Here is a 17,248-nt window from a genome sequence, read left to right on the forward strand (position 1 = left end):
CGCTCGATGAGCGGGAGCCCGCCGTAAACCATTTCGGCGCAGACGGCCAGCCGGAAGCTCATGCCCGGTGGCCCGCCGGCTGGATGTCAGGTTCTGCCGGCTGCAGATCAGCCACGGCTGAGACCTCCACGGGAAGGCCGGACCGGGCGGACCTGGCAGCGGCCAGGGCCACGGCAAGGGCGTTGCGTGCATCGGTGCCGCCCGGTGCCTGCCTTGATGTGGTGGGGCTGCCTGCACGCCGCGCCCGGACCGAGTCCACAAAGTCGGCCAGTTCCGCGGTGTAGGCGTCGTAGAACAGGTCCACGTTCAGGCGCACTGTGGCCGCGCCGATGCCGGCCGCGGTATAGCTGGTGGCGCTGGATGCCTGCGGGCCGCCCGCGGTCACCATGCCGGCGGAGCCAAACACTTCGCCCCGGACGTCGTAGCCGTAGAGCGCATTGAAGTTCGCCTCGGCCACCGCGATGGCCCCGTTGCTGTAGGTGACGGTGACGACGGCGGTATCCAGCAGTCCGCCGGCCTTCGCCCCGGGTGCCACCAAGGCATCGGCCACGGCGTGGACACGGACGGGAACCGCGCCGGGGTTGAGCCAGTTCAGGGTGTCGAAGTCGTGGATCAGGGTCTCCAAGAAGATGGTGTCCGGCGCGACGCGTTCCGGCGCCGACAGCCCGGCGTCCGTGCCGGGATCGCGGGTCAGGGACCGGAGCAGCTGCGGGGTTCCCACAGCGCCGCTGTCGATCAGGTTGCGTGCAGCGGCGAAATCCTTGGCATACCGCCGGTTGAAGCCGAACTGGACAATAACGCCCGCAGCGTCAGCCTCAGCGAGTGCGGCGTCGAGCTCCTCCAGGTTCCTGCCGCCGGGCTTCTCGCAGAAGACGTCCTTCCCGGCCCGAGCCGCCTCGGCGATGAGGCTGGAGTGGAAACGCAGGGGCGCCGCGATCAATACTGCGTCGATGTCCGGATCATTCAGCACATCGGCTGCGTCTGCACTCGTCTTTTCAACACCAAGGCGGGACGCCACGTCCGCGACACTGGCTTCAACGGGATCGGCGATTGCTTCCAACCGGGCGTGCGGGACCCGGAGGGCGATGGATTCGGCATGGAAGTGTCCAATCCAGCCGGCTCCGATGAGCCCAACCCGAACGGGGCGGTCGACGGTGACCGGACGCTGCGTGTAAGCCATTGCTGTTCTCCTGAAGTTCGTATAGATCGTTCTAGTAGACATATCGTGGCACGGCTTCCGGCACTTGTCTAGATCGTTCTATAGACTGCTGGGAGGAGGACTCATGACTGATTCGAAACGACCCACCCTGATGGACGTGGCGCAGGCGGCCGGCGTTTCGAGGGCCCTGGTGTCCATTGTGATGCGGGACGCCGCGGGGGCCTCGGCCGCCACCAGGGAACGGGTGCTCGAGGCCGCGGCGAAGCTGGGTTACCGGCCGGACAGCCGGGCCCGCATGCTGCGCAGCGGCCGGACCCGCCTGCTGGGGGTGAGTTTTTCCACCTCGCATGCATTCCATGCCGAAATCGTTGATGCGGCGTACGCTGCGGCCGGCCTGCGGGGTTACGAACTGGCCTTGAGCGCGGTGGCCAGCGGCAGGTCGGAGGAGCGCGCCGCGGAAGCCCTGCTCGACTGGGGCTGTGAAGCCCTCATCCTGATTTCGTCCACCCTGGGCAACGAAACGCTGGCGGCCTACGCGCGTCGGGTGCCCGTGGTGAGCCTGCTGCGGGAGGACGTCGGGGAAACCGTGGACTCCGTCAGCAGCGATGACCGCGCAGGGATCCGGATCGCCGTCGAACATCTCGCCGGACTGGGCCACCGCCGGATCGTGCACGTGGACGGCGGCACCGCGGTATCAGCGGACCGGCGCCGCACGGCCTTCCGGGAGGAAATGACGCGGCTGGGACTCGAGCCCGTGGTTGTTCCCGGCGGGGCCACGGAGGAAGAGGGAATCCTCGCCGGAGGGCTTCTTGGGGCCAGCACGCCCACGGCAGTGATCGCCTTTAATGACCGCGTGGCCCTGGGAATCCTCGAAAGCCTGCGGAACGGTGGGAAAAGTGTTCCGTCGGACATGTCCGTCCTCGGGTACGACAACAGCCATTTCGCCCGGCTGAGCTACGTCCAGTTATCGTCCGTCAGCCAGGACGGCCCGGTCCTCGCCGCCGAGGCCGTTAACCGGGCCATCGACCGGGCCGAGGGGAATGCTGCGCCCTCCAGGGTGGTGGGAACCCCCCACCTGGTGGGCAGGCGGACCACGGCCGCCCCTGGGGCTGCCGTGGCTACCTGAACGACGGGAGGGTTACTTGCCCAGGCCCGGGTGGACCGGCACGAAATCGATCCTGTTGCCTGAGTTTGACCGTCCGGACGTGGTCCGGGAGTAGCCCCGGGCGTCCAGGTTGTTTTTGGCGCGGTAATCCGCGAGCGCGGCGTCGTAGGCGGCGTTAAGGGCCTCGCCGGAGAATTCGCCGGTGCTGCCGTCGGTGAAGGCGATGGCGATGCGGACGGCGGCCGGGTAGTGGCGGCTCATGCGGACGAAGCCTTCGGCGTCTTGGTGAAGCGTGATCACAGTGTGCTGCTTTCGGTTGATGGGACTGGCTTCCAGTTTGGCGTACTTTCCGTAACATGGGCGCCACACCGGCGGCGTCCGGCGCATACTGGACAGGTTGTTTTGAGCAACCGATAGCGTTTATCGCCGCCGGACCACCGAAAGGCACCCGCATGCCCGCCCGACTCTTCCCCGCCAACCCGGCCAGGCTGCACCTGGTGCTGATGCTGGTCCTGACGTTTTCCACCGGGGTGATCGACGCCGTCGGCTATCTGGGCCTGGACCGTGTGTTCACCGGAAACATGACCGGCAACGTGGTGATCCTGGGGATGGCGCTGATGGGCGGCGACGACCTGCCCATCCTGGGCCCCATCGTGGCGCTGGTTGGATTTATGCTGGGCGCCCTGCTGGCCGGGCGGACGCTGCGGCCCAGCACAACGGGCTGGAACCACCGGACCACCGGGCTGCTGCTCGCCGTCGGCGTGGTGATGCTCGCCGTGGCGGTGGTGTTCCTGGCCGGCGGGACACCCCGGCACGGTGAACCGCTGATCGTGGCCATCACGGGAATCCTTGCGGTGGCCATGGGCGTCCAGGCCGCCACGGCCCGGCACCTCAATGTCAAGGATGTGCCCACCGTGGTGGTTACCTCCACCATCACCGGCCTTGCGGCCGACTCCCGCTTCGGCGCCGGCACCCACCCGTTCTGGGGCCGCCGGCTCATGGCGGTGGTGCTGATCCTTGCGGGTGCCGCCGCCGGAGCCGGGCTGCTGCAGCTCCACATCGGCCTTGGAGTTTTGGCGACGTCGGTGCTCACGGTGGGGGTCGCCGTCGTGGGCGGAATCCTGGGCCGTGGGCCGCGCCCGGCGCCGAAAGCCGAGGTGCCCGCCGGCGAGGCAGCCGGGGCGGTGCGCTGAGCGACACTTATTGGGTCCCTTTCCACTGCGCCAACTTGCAGGTGACGTAGGGTCTGCAGGGCCCATTCCGGACGACATGCAGGCCATGTTCCGCTGGTTCGCCGAGACTCCGGGCCATGCCGCCGACCTTGAGCAGGTCCGCAGCATCGCGCCAGGCACCTGGACGTTCGAACAGTGGCTTGGGACCGTGGGCCTCGCTCCCGCTTCTTAAGTACAGAGCAGAACCACTAACGTCCCTGTTGACAGCAATTTTGACGCCATTGGCTAGAAGACTCACAGTTGTCCCATGGACCATTTCGTTGCTTCCTACACAAACGGGCTTTTGCGGCTCAACTGGGTTCAGGGGACCTTCGTCACCTACGAAATCGCCGTCCAGGCGGCCCGTACGCTCGAGAAACTCGCTGGCGGCAAAACAGCGCCAATCCTGGTCGACGTTGAAGGCGTCACAGGAGTCGCAGCAGAAGCGAGGGCAGGTATGAACGCCTACCGGGGATTCTCCACGATTGCCATCAAGGGTGACTACCCCATGGGGACTGTCCTCTCAGCCTTTGCCCGGCAATCACTCACTCCCACCGCGTACTTCACCAGCGAGAACGCTGCCCTCCGTTGGTTGGCCCAGCAGACCGGGCACGAACAGCGGAACGAGGCAACGGACTACTCCGATGCTGAGGGGTGAGCACTCATGCCTCTGAGCGATTATCCGGTTCGACGTCTGAGCGCTACAGCTCGTTTCCGCGGGCGGGCTTTTGAGCACCGCGTCGGGATCATCGACGTGGAAGGACCAATCCATAGTCAAACATCCGTTCACTAGGAGATGGGGGAGGAATACCGCAGGTAGATCTTGAGCTCCCCGCGGTCACTGGAAATCCCGGTGCAGGTCTCCCTCAGCGTCCACAGGTTGAGGGGCTCGCAGCTTTCCGACGTCAGCCCCATTTCGGCTGCAAGCGACTGTGCCGTCTGCCGCGGTTCAACGTCCACCACCATTTCCCGCCAGCAGCCGCCTGATCCGCATTGCGTGGAAATTTCCTCTACTGCGCTGGGCGGCGGAATCGCATGGAACGCCGAGTCGGAGGGAACGGCCCCCTCATCGATGGCAGACCAGAGTAGGGAGCCAACCCAGGCGATCAAGACCAAGCCGAGGGCAAGTAATGAACCGCTGATGGCTACACGCTGTTGGGAGGTCATCCGTGGATCCTTGTGGCGTCTCCTTGCTTGCTACTCACGGATTTCCTCCCGGACGGGTTTGAGGTGATCCGGAAATGGCTCGTCCGTGAGGGCTGGAAAAGTGCAGGTGAACTCGCCGCGATACCCGAAGAGGAACCCCAGCAGCGGATTCCGGACCTGCATCTGGATGGTGTAAACACCCCGCTTGTCGTCAAAGTTTTCATGGAGATCAGCGGTGCCGGTCAGGCCGGAGGGAAAAGTGAAGCCCAGGAAGCCTTCATAGAAGCGCTGGGCTGTTGTCTGAAGGTGCAACGACCCATCCGCCAGGACGTTCAGTTTGAGGTCCGTTGCCAAGTGCTGGTGTGTGCCGAGGTAGTCAACGATGCAACCGCGCCCGGGACTGTAGACCATGGTGGCGTCGAAACGGTGCTTCCGCGAGTTGGGAAGCGCCAGGGTTCTGACGAAGGTGACCGTGGGCCTGCCGAACCCGTCAAGGTAGGGATAGTTCTCAATCGTGAACGGGATATCCGTTCCCTGGTCAGGAAAAAGGATGTTCCGATGGGCGCCGAGGAGAAGGAACGGGAGCGTCCACCAGCCACCGCTGCGTACTTCCGAGAAGACCCCTTCACCGATGCACGCATAGGCGCTCCCGACGTCGACGCCAAAGCGTTTCTGCAGCATCGGGTGCAGCTTCGCGAAGTCGGGCCCAAGGGCGAGTTCGAAAATTGAAGCCATGGTTTTTTGCTCCTTCTTCAGCTGTCCGCAGCCGATGGGGACGGCAAATCGCTGAGGGCCGAGGGGGCCCTACCGGAATGGTGGTCCGGCGCCTGTCGGAGGCAGCGCGAAGCCCTGGGTACCGTCCAATGTGGCGGGACCAAAAACGCAGCGAGCACGGCGGCACCGGAAATCAACGCCCAACTTCCTCGTCTGCGTCCTACGGCCCTGCGGAACATTTCCAGGCCGCCGGCCACGGCACAAGTTCGTGCCGCAGCGTCCATGATCCACCGGTTGCGTGCCCGTTCGGGCTCGATGCCTGATTCCGCCCACAGCCGCAGCCGGTCAAAGCTGAGGGCTGTGGCCCAGCCCAGCGCCGGCCGGATGAGGTGTGCATCGAAGATTGTTCCGATCCTCCCCATCCCCGGGCTGTAGTTGTACCCGGTGATAAACCGCACGCCCCGGTCCGTGGGGATATACCGCCAGTACCCTGATCCTTCGCCGATCGGAGACAGCACGTCGGCGGTAGTGAACCTGAGCACGGATGTGGCCTGACCATCCGCCCGGTGCCGGCTGCCGAGGGAGATGCCGGTTCCGCGGATCGTGTGCAACGGCAGCCGGAACTCATACCGGAACCGTAGGCGCCCGTCGGGGTCGGCTGCCTCAGGGACTATCCCGGAAAAGCGGAGGTCCCAGCGCGGGTGCAGATCCGGGTCCTGGCTCAACTCCCAGATGCGTTCCATATCAGCCCGGATGCAGGTTTCAACGTAAATCGGTTTGCGCGCTGCGGATCTCCTCCGCACTGGACTTTCCCCCATCTGAGAATCATAAGCGTCCGCACACCCGGACTATCCTCGGCGTATGACCTCCACGGGTTCAACCAACACAGGCCGCCGCACGTCGGAACACAGCGCAAGGATCGCGCGCATCGCCGTTGTCACGGCGTTCTGCGCCGGAGTGCTGCATGCTGCCTCGAGTTTTTACTGGGCCTTCGGGGGCCGCTGGCTGCTGGCGACAGTGGGGGCCTGGGCCGTCGAGGCCGCAGAAGACGCTCCCGCCGTGACTGGCCTGGTGCTGGGCGCCGTCGGCCTGGTGAAACTGCTGGCAGCGGTCATTCCCTTAGTGGTAGCCGCAGGCCGGGCGCCGTGGCCACGCCTCTGGCGGGTCGTGTGCTGGGCCGGCGCCCCTGTGTTGGTGGTCTACGGCGGCCTGAATATCGCTGTCAGTGGCGCGGTCCTGCTGGGAGCCACCCCCGTTGACGGCGGTTTTGACCGTGCAGCGATGGCGGGCCATGTTTTTCTTTGGGACCCGCTTTTCCTCATTTGGGGTGTTGCCCTGATGGTGTGGTTGCTCTGCAGCCGGGCCCCCGAAAGCCCGTCGCTAGGATGAGTCCCGTGCGAGTAAGCAGGACTTTCCGATTGCCATTCGTTTAATTGCGCGCGATGAGCCATTCAAGCTGGGACTCCGTGAGTACCCGGTCTGCATAGATCTCCCAGCGCGCCAACTCAGTGCCGATGCCCGTGGTGGGCCCTTCCCAGCGGCGAGCGAGTCCGGCCCGTTGCGCTACGACAGAGGAAGCGCGGTTATTGGAGAGTATTCGGGCCGTAACCGGCACCAAGGGGAGTGCCGCACCTGCAGCTGTCACTGCGGCCTCAGCCAGTTCGGTGGCGAGACCCCGCCCCCAGCTCCGAGGAGTCAGACGATACCCGAGGTTCCACACACCACCCTCCGTCATGGACACCCCTCCGGCTCCGATGAACGTTCCGGTGGGCAGGTCCTCATCGGCACCGGCCCCGCTGATCCTGACAGCCCACGGACCGAGACCAGCTCGTTCCCAACTCTGCCGGTGGCGCCGTGCCAGTGCTTCCGATTGCTCGCGTGCAGTATGCCGCCCGGACGGAAGATGCTCCCAGGTTGCCGGATCGCCGTACACAACAAACACATCGTCGATATCGTCGGTCGAGAGCGGGGACAAAACGAGTCGAGCGGTACTGCTCGGGATGGTCGAAGTCACGGTCCATCCTCTCAGCGCCAGCCGCCTCTCCTGACATCAGCAGGCCCGGAAAGCTCAACCACGGGAACCGGTGACTGGTAGATTCAGGGTCCATGACCTGGCCGGTAGTTCACATCTCCCAATCAATCGACGCAGGATTTGAGGCGGTCATCGCCTTCGCCGCCGAGCCGCGGAACCTTCCGCTGTGGGCAGCCGGGTTGAGTACCGGCATCCGGAACGACGGCGGCCGTTGGGTTACCGATTCCCCGATGGGATCCGTCGAGGTGAAGTTCGTTGGCCCTACTGAGTGGGGCATCCTCGATCACGACGTGACGCTGCCGGACGGAACAGTGGTACATAATCCGCTGCGTGTACTCCGCAACAATAAAGGCGCCGAGGTTGTGTTCTCCATCTTCCGGCGGCCAGGCATGACTGACGCCGAATTCGAGGAGGACGCTCGCCTGGTTCGACTTGACCTGGCCCGGTTGAAGACCCTCCTCGAGCACCAAGCCGGCCCCACCGAATCGCCGGAAAAGCTGCCGCACCGCTAGCGCGCCCGTACTTGGCTAGTGATACCAGCCAACGGCGCGGTCGAACCGGAACGTGAGGGCGCCTGTTCCCGGCCCGCCTTTCCCACCTGAAGGAAAGTAAATGGCCCCGAAGTCGGCCCCTTCGGCGTCAAGCCGGGACATGGCCCACGCTTTCGCCTCATTCAGATCAGACCGCGGAATGCTTTCCCTGGTGGGTTCGACACCGCCGTGATGAATGTCGAGTTGATACGCACCTTCGCGGGAAACGTCGTGGCCGTGGCCGGTAGAGCGTTCATCGCGCCTGCTGATCAGCACCTGGGCGGACGCGTGAAGAATGGCGGGATCCCGCCGTCGCCCACCGTTGGCATACTGCTCCATCCGCAATCTGGAAACCACGCTCTCCACAGTGTCGGTGTCGCTGACCACGTAATTTGGTCCTGTGACGTCGGCTTCCGAGCCGCCCACGCTTTCCAAATACCGCATGAACTGGGACGAGCTGGACTGGATGGAGCTCATGCACCCTCCTTGAGGGTTTAACCCGGCAAGTACCGGTCCGCCTAACCATAGACCTATTCGTGTGATCGGCACCCGACCCCCCAAAGAAACCGGTTTTATTCCCGAACCGTCACATGACGGTGAAAAGAAGCGCATAGTGGAGCAATGACGACCATCGCCGCTTCGCGAGCCTTTTACACCCGCGGCGACTCGTTCAGCAGCAAGGCCTCCCGGGAGCACATCGAACAGGCACTCCACGCCTATGGTGCAACGGCCATCCGGTTCAGCAGCGAGGGTGCTGTTATGGCGTTGGCTTTCGCGGCTGGCGACCGCCAGTTCCGTATTGTTTTGGCGGTTCCGGAACCCGCGCTGGGCCCGCATGGCCGCACGGGCAGCGGGGCGGCCGCCGGCCCTGATCTGGCGACAAAACGCCAGGAACGCTCGGCCCGCAAGTTCTGGCACGCATTTTCCCTGGCGGTGGACGCCAAGCTCGCCGCTGTTGCGGAGGGGGTTGCCACCCTGGAATCCGAGTTCCTCGCCCACGTGCTGCTTCCGGGGAACCGGACCGTTCTCGAGGAGCTGACACCGCTCATCGACAACGCTTATCGGTCCACCACCCGGGATTCAGGCACCGCTGGTCGGGGCTATTCGCAGGCAACTCCGTCGTTGTCCCCGTCCAAGCCCGCACGGTAGCCGGCCTGGCCTGAGTACAACGGCGCAGCACCGGCAGCCTTGGCTGCCGCACAGCTCGAGAAGTAGGTGGCATCCGGGGCAGGTGCAGGAGCTACAGGCTCAGGCACAACGGGCGCAGGTGCCTGCTGGTTTGTCGGCGCCAACTGGCCTGAGCAGTCGGCCAGGATGGTGGCCATCGCATTATGCTCCGGCTGCGTGACCCACAGCGAGTAGGTCGCCTTTACGGAGATTTGGCGGGCCACATACTCACAGCGTAATCCCTTGTCCGGTGGCAGCCAGGTGGCGGCGTCGCCGTCGCTCTTTTGCTGGTTGGTGGGACCGTCAGTTGCCTGCAGGTTCAGCGGATCATTGGCCAACGACGTGCGCTGCTCCGTGCTCAGCTGCTGCGCCCCCTTTTGCCAGGCATCGCTGAGCGCCACCACGTGGTCGATCTGGACGGCGGTGCTGGTGGCTGGGCCGCGGAGGAAGCTGATGCTTCGGCCGGTGTAGGGGTCCGCCAAGGTTCCGGACTGGACCTTGCAGGGCACACTGTTGGTAAACACGATCCCGGTCAGGTCCCGTTGGAGGATGTCGTTGCGGGTGTCGCAGCCGTTGCGGTCCACGTCCGCCCACGCCTGCCCGAAGAGCGCGCGGTCGTACCCGGTCCTGGGCGCGCGGCCCTTGATGGGCAGCGTGGCCAGCAGGTCAGCGGCCTTGGTGCCGTAAGCGGGCTGGGCGTTTGGCGCCGCCGCGCTTAAGCCCGGCGTCAGGGCGGGGGGCGATTCCGGGTCCAGGGGTGCACCGGTTACCTGAACCGTCGGATTGGCCGACGGCGCCGGGCCGGCTGACGCCGTCACACTTGTTGCCGCGCTAGCTGGCGTAGCCGTGGCTTCGACGGCGGCCGCTTCCTGGTCGGCGCCGTCGGAACGGGGTGTGGCCGTCAGGCCGCCGACGATCATCAGTGCCAGGAAAACGGCGGTTGCGCCACCGACGATGTAGATGGACCTGCGCGGCTTCTTCGGCGGCGCCGGCGTCAGGACGGACGGAGCAGGACCCGCGAGGGCCTGGTGGTTCAACATGCTTTCCCCATTTAATGAAGGCCCGCTGCGCGCGCAGCCCGTTGTGTACCGGCAGATGTGCCGTCAGGTAGCTTAGGCGCCAGCCACGGAAAGAGCGTTCCGCTGCCCTCGCGCGTCCGCCGGAAGTCCGAGTTTTTTTGGGATCCAGCCTGCTATTCCGCGCCGATGCGCCGAACTGTAGAGTGGCGCCCATGCAGATGCGACTCGAAGTTGTCCAGGTGCCCGTCTCGGACGTCGACAGGGCCAAAGCGTTTTACACGGAAAAGCTGGGGTTCGCGCTGGACCACGACGTTGAGCACATTCCCGGCATGCGGGTGGTCCAGCTGACTCCCCCGGGTTCCGCCACGTCCATCGTGATCGGAACGGGCATGACGTCGATGGCACCCGGGAGCCTGGAAGGCCTGCAACTGGTGTCCCCGGATTTGCCGGCGCTGCGCACGGACCTGCTGGGCCGGGGTGCCGAAATCAGCGACGTGCAGGACATGGGCGGTGTCCTGTTTGCCTACTTCAGCGATCCGGACGGCAACCGCTGGGTCCTCCAGGGCCAGACTCCCCCTTCGGTCCGGGACGCGCACCAGATCTAGGCGGGCGTGGCACCCGGCGGCGCCGTTGAGCCGCGAACCACCAGCTCGGTGCCCAGCTCGATCCGCTGCGGTAGTTCCTCGTCCCCGTCCAGGTGCCGGAGCAATGCCCGCATGGCGGTTTCGGCCATCTGCACCACAGGCTGACGGACGGTGGTCAGGCCTGGCTCGATCCACTCCGCCGCAGGGATATCGTCAAATCCGATGATGGACAGGTCTTCCGGGATGCGCAGGCCCGCAGCACGGGCTGCCCGGTAGGCTCCCAGGGCCTGGTCATCGTTTCCGGTGAAGATCGCCGTGGGCCGGTCCGGCAGCTCCAGAAGCTTCCGGGTGGCGGACTCGCCGGCACCGATGGAGAAGTCCCCCGGCAGCATCAGCGCGGGGTCCGCTGCAATGCCTGCCCGGCGGAGTGCGGAGACGTACCCGTCCTCACGGGCGCTGCTGCACTGCAGGTCCTCGCGGCCGCCGATCATTGCGATTCGTCGGTGTCCCAGCTGCAGCAGGTGCTCCGTGGCGGAAAACGCACCGTCCCAGTTGGCTGCTCCTACGGTCATAAGGTCCGGACCCGGCTGGCCCACAGGGTCGATCAGTACCACGGGGATCCCGAGTGATTTGATCCGCTGGATCTGCTTGGCATCAAGCTGGTAAACGGCCATCAGCAGCCCGTCCGATTTGCGTTCCGCCAGGTTGGCCAGCCACGGACGGATCCGGGAACCGTCCATGCTCAGGCTGCTCACCACAGTGCCGTAGCCGGCGTCCTGCGCCACCCGCTCCACGCCCTCAATGATCTCCAGCGCCCACTCGGAGCCCAGCCCGGGGAACACCAGGTCCACCAGGCCGGCCTTTTGCCGGCGCTTGGCGGGGCGGCGGGCGTAGTCGCGCCGGGCGATGATTTCCTCCACCCGGGCCCGGGTTTCTGCCGCCACATGGGCGTGCCCGTTCAGCACTTTCGACACCGTGGGGACGGACACCCCCGCTTCCCGGGCAATCTCGCTGATGGTTGCGCGCCCGGTTTCCTGCTTGCTCACGCCGCCGCCTGTTCCCCGGGCCGGCCCGGTACTAGTTATCGGAAAGTTCCCATGTTTGGATTCGCCCGCACATGCCGTAGATCCTATGGTTTTCCCGTTTTCCCATGGTAGTTCGGGCGGCTCCCAAATAGAAACTTTCGGCCGCGTCCAGAGACGCCAGCTGTCCGCGGGTGGTTTCCGCCTGGCGCGCCGCCCCCTGCTCCAGCAACCGGGCCCAGGCGGAGGTTTTGCCGGCCACCAAAGCAGCCGCCGCGGCGTGGAAGTCCGCCAGGGCTGCAGGTCCAGACGCCAGCACGGAGTCCTTCAGCTCCAAATAACCCGCCAACGCCAGGTCACGACGCCGGCGGGCTGCCTCCTCGCCCGCCCCCAGTCCCGCGTCGGCATCCTTAATTTCCAGCGCCGCCGCTCGTCGGTACGCCTCAGGATCAGCCAGATGGGCGCCCGGGAAGGTCATCACGGCGTCCCCGTGTTCCGGCAGCCCGGCGTTTTGCATCACCACCAGGACGGTGAGGTCGCCGGAGTCATTGATGGCACGGTGGACCGTTCCCGGGGTGAACCACAGCACCACTCCTGGCCGCAGGGGCGTGGAGGTGAATCCGCGTGAATCCAGGGTTTCCAACCGGCCGGCCCCGCTCAGCACCACGTATGCCTCGGTGGAAGCCGTGTGCATGTGCGGGGACCCGCCTGCTGCACCGTCGGCGCCGGGCCAGTCATAGATGCTGACTTCGGAAACCCCCGTGGCGCCGGGGAAACTGGAGGCGATGCTCACGCCCACCCCGCCAGGGCTGCCTGCGCGGCTCCCGCCAAAGCTTCGGCGCGGTCCGCGTCCACGCCGCCGTCGGCAATCACCACGGCGTACCTGTACGTGAGTGACCCGCCATCCGCCAGGGGCACTTCCGCGCTGAAGAACGGGGCTGAGCCCAGGCAGGCGAACATCGAGGAACGCGCAAACCATTGGTTGGGCGCGCCCGGATTTGCCGGGTCCTCCACAAACGCGATGGTGGATTCCCGGCAGCTGTCATCATGCTTGCCGGTGAAGGCGATCCAGGGGGTCCGGGTGCCCATAAACTCGTCCGCGCCGGTTCCGTCCGCGTTCCGGAATTCGCCGCCGGTGAAGGACCGCGGGCCCCGCCAGAACAAGCCGCCGTAGCCGGCGTTGTTCCGGCCTTCGGTGGTGGGGCTGCCGAAGGTGATGGTGGCACCGGAGGTGTTGCGCATGGTGGTCTCGAAGAGGATGGCGTACGCGCCGGTTCCCGGGGCCTTATCTTCAGCCGCTGTGTCCCCATCGTGGGCGCCGGCGGAGCTGGCGGCGCCGGAGTCAGCGAGGACTTCGATACGGAACCGCCGGTCCTCGGCAATAACCGGGGCTCCGTCCTGGGCGGACCAGGCCAGTGATTCGGTTGCCGTGATGCCGCCCGCGGATTCCTCGATCGCCCCGAAGTCCTGGTGGGTCATGGCGCCGTTGTTGTCCAGGTTGGCGTACTCCGTGGCGCGGGTGTAGGTGGCGCCGCCCCAGAAGTTGTCCTTGCCCACGTTGGGCAGTGCCCAGGACAGGCCCTTGTGCCAGACGTGGTCCCACGGCCGCGAGATGGTCACCTCGTCCCCGCCCAGGGTGGTGAGCGGGTGGAAAAACGGCCGGGGGCTTTCGTACTGGTCATCGGTGGGCCGGTAGGTATAGGTGGCGATGGGGCGGCCATCGACGGTAAACGCGAGCGCGGCGCCGTCATCGGTGTGGCTCACCTGGCCGGTGGTGGTTGCAAGGGTGCTCATGGTTTTCTCCTGAAAAAGTGGTTGGGTCAGATGCTGGCAGCGCGAAGGGCGGTCCCGTCCAGCACGCGGCTGCCCAGTCCCTCCCCGTCCATGCCGGTATAGAACGGGTGGCCCGGCACAATCTGACCGCGGCTCACCGCGGCGCCGGTGAACGCCGAAGCGTAGATCGCGGCAGCAAGCTCAAGGGTTTGCCGTGCTGAGGCGGCGCCCGCCGGAAGCGGCCGGCCGGCGTCGAGCGCGTCATACATGGCCAGGAACTGCGCCACATGGCCGCTGCCCCGCTCCAAAGGCTGCGCATTCCATGCCCCGGCCACTGCATCCTCGTGGCCGGGCGCGGCAGTCACGGTCCAGTTGTCCGTGCTGTAGCCGTATAGGTGGCTGAGCTCCACTGTGGCGAACTCGCAGTCGATCCTGATGTCCGAGGTTTCCCGGGGCGAGAGCAGCGAATTGATGATGGTGGCCACGGCGCCGTTTTCGAAGCGGACGATTGCTGCGGACAGGTCTTCCGTAGAGGTGGCCCGGTCCTGCCGGGACGCAATGGCAGTGACCTCGGCCCACGGGCCCATCAGATGCAGGAGCAGATCGAACTGGTGGATCCCGTGGCCCATGGTGGGGCCGCCGCCTTCAGCATTCCAGGTTCCGCGCCACGGAAGGTCCCAGTAGCTGTCCGGGCGGTACCAGAGGGTATCGCAGCGGGCCACCAGCGGACGGCCGAAATCGCTGCCGCCGATCAGCTGCTGCGCCGCGGCTGACGCATCGCCGAACCGGTGCTGGAACACGCAGGAGAACTGCGCTCCACCGCGGGCCTGTGCCTTATCGAGCCGGTCAAAATCTGCAAGGCTCAGGGCCGGCGGCTTCTCCGACAGGACGTGCACGCCCGCTTCAAGGCATTCGATGGCCTGGTCAATGTGCAGCATCGGCGGGGTACACAGGTGCACCACATCCGGTTTTGCCTCCTGCAGCAGTTCAGTCAGCGTTAGGTAGCGGCCGGGAATTCCGTGCTGCCCGGCAAACGCGTCCAGCCGTTCCCGGTCCACGTCGCAGGCGGCTACCAGCTCCGCCCGCCCTCCGGTCCGGGAGAGGTTGTCGGCGTGCACCGCCGCGATGCCGCCGGTTCCGACGATGGCCACTCTGTACGTCCGCATGTTTTCTCCGTCATTGCAGTGGATGTTCGTTGCGCAGGTGGACTGTCACGGACTCTCGGGACGAAAGTTTCCATCTCTGCGCATAAGTTTCTGCCGGGCCGTCAAGGCATGTTTTCGGCCTCTCCTCAACCGTAGGGATGCGCTCACAGCCACGTCAAGGACTTTGCCCCTAGAAACTTACTGGAATTTTCTGATACTTTCTTAGAAATTGATAGCCAACCCTGAGGAGAAGCCCGTGACCAGCGGTGCCGCCGAAAAACAAGCCTTCCCCTTGGCGCAGGATCCTGCGGACCCAGGCGCCGCCGTCGAACGCCTGATGCTCCAGATGACGCTCCCGGAAAAGCTGGCCCAACTGGCAGGCGTCTGGGTGAACGCCTCCACCGACGGCGATTCCGTGGCACCGCTGCAGAACGAAATGGCAGGCGACGAACGGACCTGGGAGGAAATGATCTCCCAAGGCCTGGGCCAGATCACCCGCATGTACGGGACAGTCCCGGTGGAGCCACTCGAAGGCGCCCGGCGGCTGGCAGCAGCCCAGGAACAGATCATGGCCGCCTCCCGCTTCGGTATTCCGGCCCAGGTCCATGAGGAATGCCTGGCCGGGCTGGCGGCGTGGAAAGCCACGGCGTTCCCGGTCCCGCTGGCATGGGGCGCCACCTTCAACCCCGGCCTGGTCCGGCGCATGGCCGGGTTGATCGGCGGGCAGATGCGCGCCCTCGGCGTCCACCAGGGACTGGCCCCCGTACTGGACGTGGTCCGCGACCTGCGGTGGGGTCGCGTGGAGGAAACCATCGGCGAGGACCCCTACCTGGTGGGCACGGTGGCGTCCGCCTACGTCGGCGGACTTGAGGAGACCGGCATCGTAGCCACGCTCAAGCACTTTGTGGGCTACTCCGCCTCGCGCGCCGGGCGCAACCACGCCCCTGTTTCCATGGGCCCGCGTGAACTGGCCGATGTGATGCTGCCGCCCTTTGAAATGGCGATCCGGCATGGCGGGGCGCGCTCGGTGATGCACGCCTACACGGACACGGACGGCGTTCCGGCCGCCGCGAACCGGGCGTTGCTCACCGCGCTGCTGCGGGACGAATGGGGGTTCACCGGCACCGTGGTGGCAGACTACTTCGGCATTGCCTTCCTGAACGCCACCCACGGCGTGGCCGCCGATTCGGGCGAGGCCGCTGCCTTGGCGCTTGCCGCAGGCGTGGACGTGGAACTGCCCACCATGAACTGCTACGGCATACCCCTGCTCGAGGCTGTCCGATCCGGTGCCGTGCCCGAGGCCCTGGTGGACACCGCCCTGCGCCGGGTGCTGACCCAGAAACAGGAAGCCGGGCTCCTCTCCGCCGCTTTTGACCCTGCCCCGCCTGCCCTGGCTGCCGGTACCATCGACCTTGACCCCGCGGAACACCGGGCGCTGGCGAGGGAGATCGCAGCCCAGTCCTTGGTGCTGCTGACCAACAGGACGCACGACGGCGGCCCCACCCTTCCGCTGCCGGCTGCGGCTTTGGCGTCGGTGGGCGTGGTGGGCCCGCTGTCCCAGGACCCGTTCGCCATGTTGGGCTGCTATTCCTTTGATGCGCATGTGGGCGCTTCGCACCCTGACATCCCTATGGGAATTACTGTTCCTACCGTCGCCGAGGCAGCCGCCGGCCGGTGCGGGGCGGTACAGAGCGCGGCGTCCGGGACCTGCGAGGTGATCCCGGAGGACCGGATCGAGGAGGCCTGCCGCCTGGCCGCTGCCGTGGACACCTGCGTCATTGTGGTGGGAGATAACGCGGGCCTCTTTGGCCGCGGCACTTCCGGCGAAGGCAACGACGTGGGCGACCTTCAACTGCCCGGGGACCAACGGCTGCTGCTGGACCGGGTGCTGACCGCTGCTGAGGCTGCCGGGACCCGGACGGTGGTGGTGGTCCTCAGCGGCCGGCCTTACGCGCTGGGGGAGTTTGCCGACCGGGCGGACGCCCTGGTGCAGGGCTTCTTCCCGGGTGAGGAGGGGGCGGAAGCCTTGTGGGATGTGCTGACGGGCGCACGGACCCCCACCGGCAAACTCCCCGTTTCGGTCCCCCGGACGGCCGGCGGCCAACCCGGCACCTACCTGCACAGCAGCCTCGCCGGCGCGTCCGGCGTCAGCGCCCTGGACCCCTCGCCGCTGTTCGGCTTTGGCCACGGCCTTTCCTACACCTCGTTCGGCTTTTCCGGCCACACGGCGAGCGCACCCACCATGTCCACCACGGGGACCGTCACCGTGGGCTGCACCGTCACCAACACCGGGTCCCTGGCCGGCGCCGAAGTGGTCCAGCTGTACCTGGCGGACCCGGTGGGCGAGGTGGTCCGGCCGGTCCGGGAGCTGATCGGGTACGCGCGGGTGGAGCTCGCCGCAGGTGCGTCAGCGGAACTGGAGTTCACCGTCCACGCCGACCGGACTTCTTTCACGGGCCTGGACCTGCAGCGGGTGGTCACGCCGGGACTGGTGAAGCTGCATGTGGCTACGTCGAGCACCGCTGATGTTGCCACGCATGAGGTCATTTTGCACGGCCCCCGCACAGTGGTGGGCTTCGGCCGGGAAATGCTGACACCGGTGACGGTCACGCCGCTGTAGGCAGGCAGCCGGGCCTCTCCT

Annotated in this window: 20 protein-coding genes; 9 read left to right on the forward strand and 11 right to left on the reverse strand. The window is 66.1% G+C overall.

The features are described from left to right. Positions 1-58: 58 nt before the first annotated feature. On the reverse strand, positions 59-1,180 hold the full coding sequence (locus ACU18_RS02010) for a Gfo/Idh/MocA family oxidoreductase (RefSeq protein ID WP_050683872.1): 1,122 nt from the start codon (positions 1,178-1,180) through the stop codon (positions 59-61). A gap of 103 nt (positions 1,181-1,283) precedes the next feature. On the opposite strand from ACU18_RS02010, the gene ACU18_RS02015 reads away from it, so the two are divergent. Continuing rightward, positions 1,284-2,285 (forward strand): LacI family DNA-binding transcriptional regulator, encoded by a 1,002-nt coding sequence (locus tag ACU18_RS02015; RefSeq protein WP_050683873.1) that lies wholly within the window; start codon positions 1,284-1,286, stop codon positions 2,283-2,285. A 12-nt stretch (positions 2,286-2,297) separates the two neighbouring features. Here ACU18_RS02015 and ACU18_RS02020 read toward each other — a convergent pair whose 3' ends face one another. Continuing rightward, a complete protein-coding gene (locus ACU18_RS02020; protein WP_050683975.1) occupies positions 2,298-2,564 on the reverse strand; it encodes a hypothetical protein in 267 nt (88 codons plus the stop codon). 152 nt (positions 2,565-2,716) lie between these two features. Between ACU18_RS02020 and ACU18_RS02025 the strand changes: the two genes are divergently transcribed. The 3 genes from ACU18_RS02025 (at position 2,717) to ACU18_RS02030 (ending at position 4,133) form a co-directional block, all read left to right on the forward strand. Further along, positions 2,717-3,457, forward strand: a complete 741-nt coding sequence (locus ACU18_RS02025) for a YoaK family protein (RefSeq protein ID WP_050683874.1) — start codon at positions 2,717-2,719, stop codon at positions 3,455-3,457. A gap of 76 nt (positions 3,458-3,533) precedes the next feature. After that, positions 3,534-3,668, forward strand: a complete 135-nt coding sequence (locus ACU18_RS20330) for a hypothetical protein (protein WP_269430508.1) — start codon at positions 3,534-3,536, stop codon at positions 3,666-3,668. 75 nt (positions 3,669-3,743) lie between these two features. Then, positions 3,744-4,133 carry a DUF7793 family protein gene (locus ACU18_RS02030; protein WP_050683875.1) on the forward strand — a complete coding sequence of 130 codons (390 nt, stop codon included), beginning with the start codon at positions 3,744-3,746 and terminating at the stop codon, positions 4,131-4,133. Positions 4,134-4,264: 131 nt separating this feature from the next. Here the strand turns inward: ACU18_RS02030 and ACU18_RS02035 are convergent, their stop codons facing one another. After that, positions 4,265-4,642, reverse strand: coding sequence for a hypothetical protein (locus tag ACU18_RS02035; RefSeq protein WP_050683876.1), 378 nt, complete (start codon positions 4,640-4,642; stop codon positions 4,265-4,267). Positions 4,643-4,672: 30 nt separating this feature from the next. Beyond that, entirely contained in the window at positions 4,673-5,356 is a 684-nt protein-coding gene (locus ACU18_RS02040) for a DUF4166 domain-containing protein (protein ID WP_050683877.1), read from the reverse strand. 840 nt (positions 5,357-6,196) lie between these two features. Here ACU18_RS02040 and ACU18_RS02050 point away from each other — a divergent pair. After that, a complete protein-coding gene (locus tag ACU18_RS02050; RefSeq protein ID WP_050683879.1) occupies positions 6,197-6,724 on the forward strand; it encodes a DUF3995 domain-containing protein in 528 nt (175 codons plus the stop codon). Positions 6,725-6,764: 40 nt separating this feature from the next. Here ACU18_RS02050 and ACU18_RS20400 read toward each other — a convergent pair whose 3' ends face one another. Then, entirely contained in the window at positions 6,765-7,349 is a 585-nt protein-coding gene (locus ACU18_RS20400; RefSeq protein WP_197273496.1) for a GNAT family N-acetyltransferase, read from the reverse strand. Between the two features lie 92 nt (positions 7,350-7,441). On the opposite strand from ACU18_RS20400, the gene ACU18_RS02055 reads away from it, so the two are divergent. After that, positions 7,442-7,879, forward strand: coding sequence for a polyketide cyclase (locus tag ACU18_RS02055; RefSeq protein WP_050683880.1), 438 nt, complete (start codon positions 7,442-7,444; stop codon positions 7,877-7,879). Between the two features lie 15 nt (positions 7,880-7,894). Here ACU18_RS02055 and ACU18_RS02060 read toward each other — a convergent pair whose 3' ends face one another. Continuing rightward, on the reverse strand, positions 7,895-8,374 hold the full coding sequence (locus tag ACU18_RS02060) for a hypothetical protein (RefSeq protein ID WP_050683881.1): 480 nt from the start codon (positions 8,372-8,374) through the stop codon (positions 7,895-7,897). 144 nt (positions 8,375-8,518) lie between these two features. On the opposite strand from ACU18_RS02060, the gene ACU18_RS02065 reads away from it, so the two are divergent. Beyond that, positions 8,519-9,046: a hypothetical protein gene (locus ACU18_RS02065; RefSeq protein ID WP_197273497.1), complete on the forward strand. Its 528-nt coding sequence runs from the start codon at positions 8,519-8,521 to the stop codon at positions 9,044-9,046. Here ACU18_RS02065 and ACU18_RS02070 read toward each other — a convergent pair. After that, complete coding sequence (locus ACU18_RS02070; RefSeq protein ID WP_050683882.1) at positions 8,998-10,104, reverse strand: GmrSD restriction endonuclease domain-containing protein; 1,107 nt, start codon at positions 10,102-10,104, stop codon at positions 8,998-9,000. The two genes, ACU18_RS02065 and ACU18_RS02070, sit on opposite strands and share 49 nt — an antisense overlap. A gap of 191 nt (positions 10,105-10,295) precedes the next feature. Here ACU18_RS02070 and ACU18_RS02075 point away from each other — a divergent pair, with 191 nt between their 5' ends. After that, positions 10,296-10,688: a VOC family protein gene (locus ACU18_RS02075; protein ID WP_050683883.1), complete on the forward strand. Its 393-nt coding sequence runs from the start codon at positions 10,296-10,298 to the stop codon at positions 10,686-10,688. Here ACU18_RS02075 and ACU18_RS02080 read toward each other — a convergent pair. Genes ACU18_RS02080 through ACU18_RS02095 form a run of 4 tightly spaced genes read right to left on the reverse strand, consistent with a single transcriptional unit; the run spans position 10,685 to position 14,628 of the window. After that, positions 10,685-11,713 (reverse strand): LacI family DNA-binding transcriptional regulator, encoded by a 1,029-nt coding sequence (locus ACU18_RS02080; protein ID WP_050683884.1) that lies wholly within the window; start codon positions 11,711-11,713, stop codon positions 10,685-10,687. The two genes, ACU18_RS02075 and ACU18_RS02080, sit on opposite strands and share 4 nt — an antisense overlap. Positions 11,714-11,744: 31 nt before the next feature. Beyond that, complete coding sequence (locus ACU18_RS02085) at positions 11,745-12,476, reverse strand: cupin domain-containing protein (RefSeq protein WP_050683976.1); 732 nt, start codon at positions 12,474-12,476, stop codon at positions 11,745-11,747. A 2-nt stretch (positions 12,477-12,478) separates the two neighbouring features. Next, on the reverse strand, positions 12,479-13,483 hold the full coding sequence (locus ACU18_RS02090; RefSeq protein WP_050683885.1) for a PmoA family protein: 1,005 nt from the start codon (positions 13,481-13,483) through the stop codon (positions 12,479-12,481). Between the two features lie 26 nt (positions 13,484-13,509). Further along, positions 13,510-14,628 (reverse strand): Gfo/Idh/MocA family protein, encoded by a 1,119-nt coding sequence (locus tag ACU18_RS02095; protein ID WP_050683886.1) that lies wholly within the window; start codon positions 14,626-14,628, stop codon positions 13,510-13,512. Between the two features lie 235 nt (positions 14,629-14,863). On the opposite strand from ACU18_RS02095, the gene ACU18_RS02100 reads away from it, so the two are divergent. Continuing rightward, the gene (locus ACU18_RS02100; RefSeq protein ID WP_050683887.1) at positions 14,864-17,227 is read left to right on the forward strand and encodes a glycoside hydrolase family 3 N-terminal domain-containing protein; all 2,364 of its coding nucleotides are present in this window, start codon (positions 14,864-14,866) and stop codon (positions 17,225-17,227) included. The last annotated feature ends 21 nt before the right edge of the window (positions 17,228-17,248 follow it).

The sequence above is a fragment of the Arthrobacter sp. ZBG10 genome (genome assembly GCF_001238605.1).
Taxonomy (GTDB): Bacteria; Actinomycetota; Actinomycetes; order Actinomycetales; family Micrococcaceae; genus Arthrobacter.

What these genes read in the sequence shown, in the direction of transcription:
- ACU18_RS02010 (WP_050683872.1), bottom strand. Translation starts at nt 1,180, where the DNA reads ATGGCTTACACGCAGCGTCCGGTCACCGTCGACCGCCCCGTTCGGGTT.
- ACU18_RS02015 (WP_050683873.1), top strand. Translation starts at nt 1,284, where the DNA reads ATGACTGATTCGAAACGACCCACCCTGATGGACGTGGCGCAGGCGGCC.
- ACU18_RS02025 (WP_050683874.1), top strand. Translation starts at nt 2,717, where the DNA reads ATGCCCGCCCGACTCTTCCCCGCCAACCCGGCCAGGCTGCACCTGGTG.
- ACU18_RS20330 (WP_269430508.1), top strand. Translation starts at nt 3,534, where the DNA reads ATGCAGGCCATGTTCCGCTGGTTCGCCGAGACTCCGGGCCATGCCGCC.
- ACU18_RS02030 (WP_050683875.1), top strand. Translation starts at nt 3,744, where the DNA reads ATGGACCATTTCGTTGCTTCCTACACAAACGGGCTTTTGCGGCTCAAC.
- ACU18_RS02035 (WP_050683876.1), bottom strand. Translation starts at nt 4,642, where the DNA reads ATGACCTCCCAACAGCGTGTAGCCATCAGCGGTTCATTACTTGCCCTC.
- ACU18_RS02040 (WP_050683877.1), bottom strand. Translation starts at nt 5,356, where the DNA reads ATGGCTTCAATTTTCGAACTCGCCCTTGGGCCCGACTTCGCGAAGCTG.
- ACU18_RS02050 (WP_050683879.1), top strand. Translation starts at nt 6,197, where the DNA reads ATGACCTCCACGGGTTCAACCAACACAGGCCGCCGCACGTCGGAACAC.
- ACU18_RS02055 (WP_050683880.1), top strand. Translation starts at nt 7,442, where the DNA reads ATGACCTGGCCGGTAGTTCACATCTCCCAATCAATCGACGCAGGATTT.
- ACU18_RS02060 (WP_050683881.1), bottom strand. Translation starts at nt 8,374, where the DNA reads ATGAGCTCCATCCAGTCCAGCTCGTCCCAGTTCATGCGGTATTTGGAA.
- ACU18_RS02065 (WP_197273497.1), top strand. Translation starts at nt 8,519, where the DNA reads ATGACGACCATCGCCGCTTCGCGAGCCTTTTACACCCGCGGCGACTCG.
- ACU18_RS02070 (WP_050683882.1), bottom strand. Translation starts at nt 10,104, where the DNA reads ATGTTGAACCACCAGGCCCTCGCGGGTCCTGCTCCGTCCGTCCTGACG.
- ACU18_RS02075 (WP_050683883.1), top strand. Translation starts at nt 10,296, where the DNA reads ATGCAGATGCGACTCGAAGTTGTCCAGGTGCCCGTCTCGGACGTCGAC.
- ACU18_RS02090 (WP_050683885.1), bottom strand. Translation starts at nt 13,483, where the DNA reads ATGAGCACCCTTGCAACCACCACCGGCCAGGTGAGCCACACCGATGAC.
- ACU18_RS02095 (WP_050683886.1), bottom strand. Translation starts at nt 14,628, where the DNA reads ATGCGGACGTACAGAGTGGCCATCGTCGGAACCGGCGGCATCGCGGCG.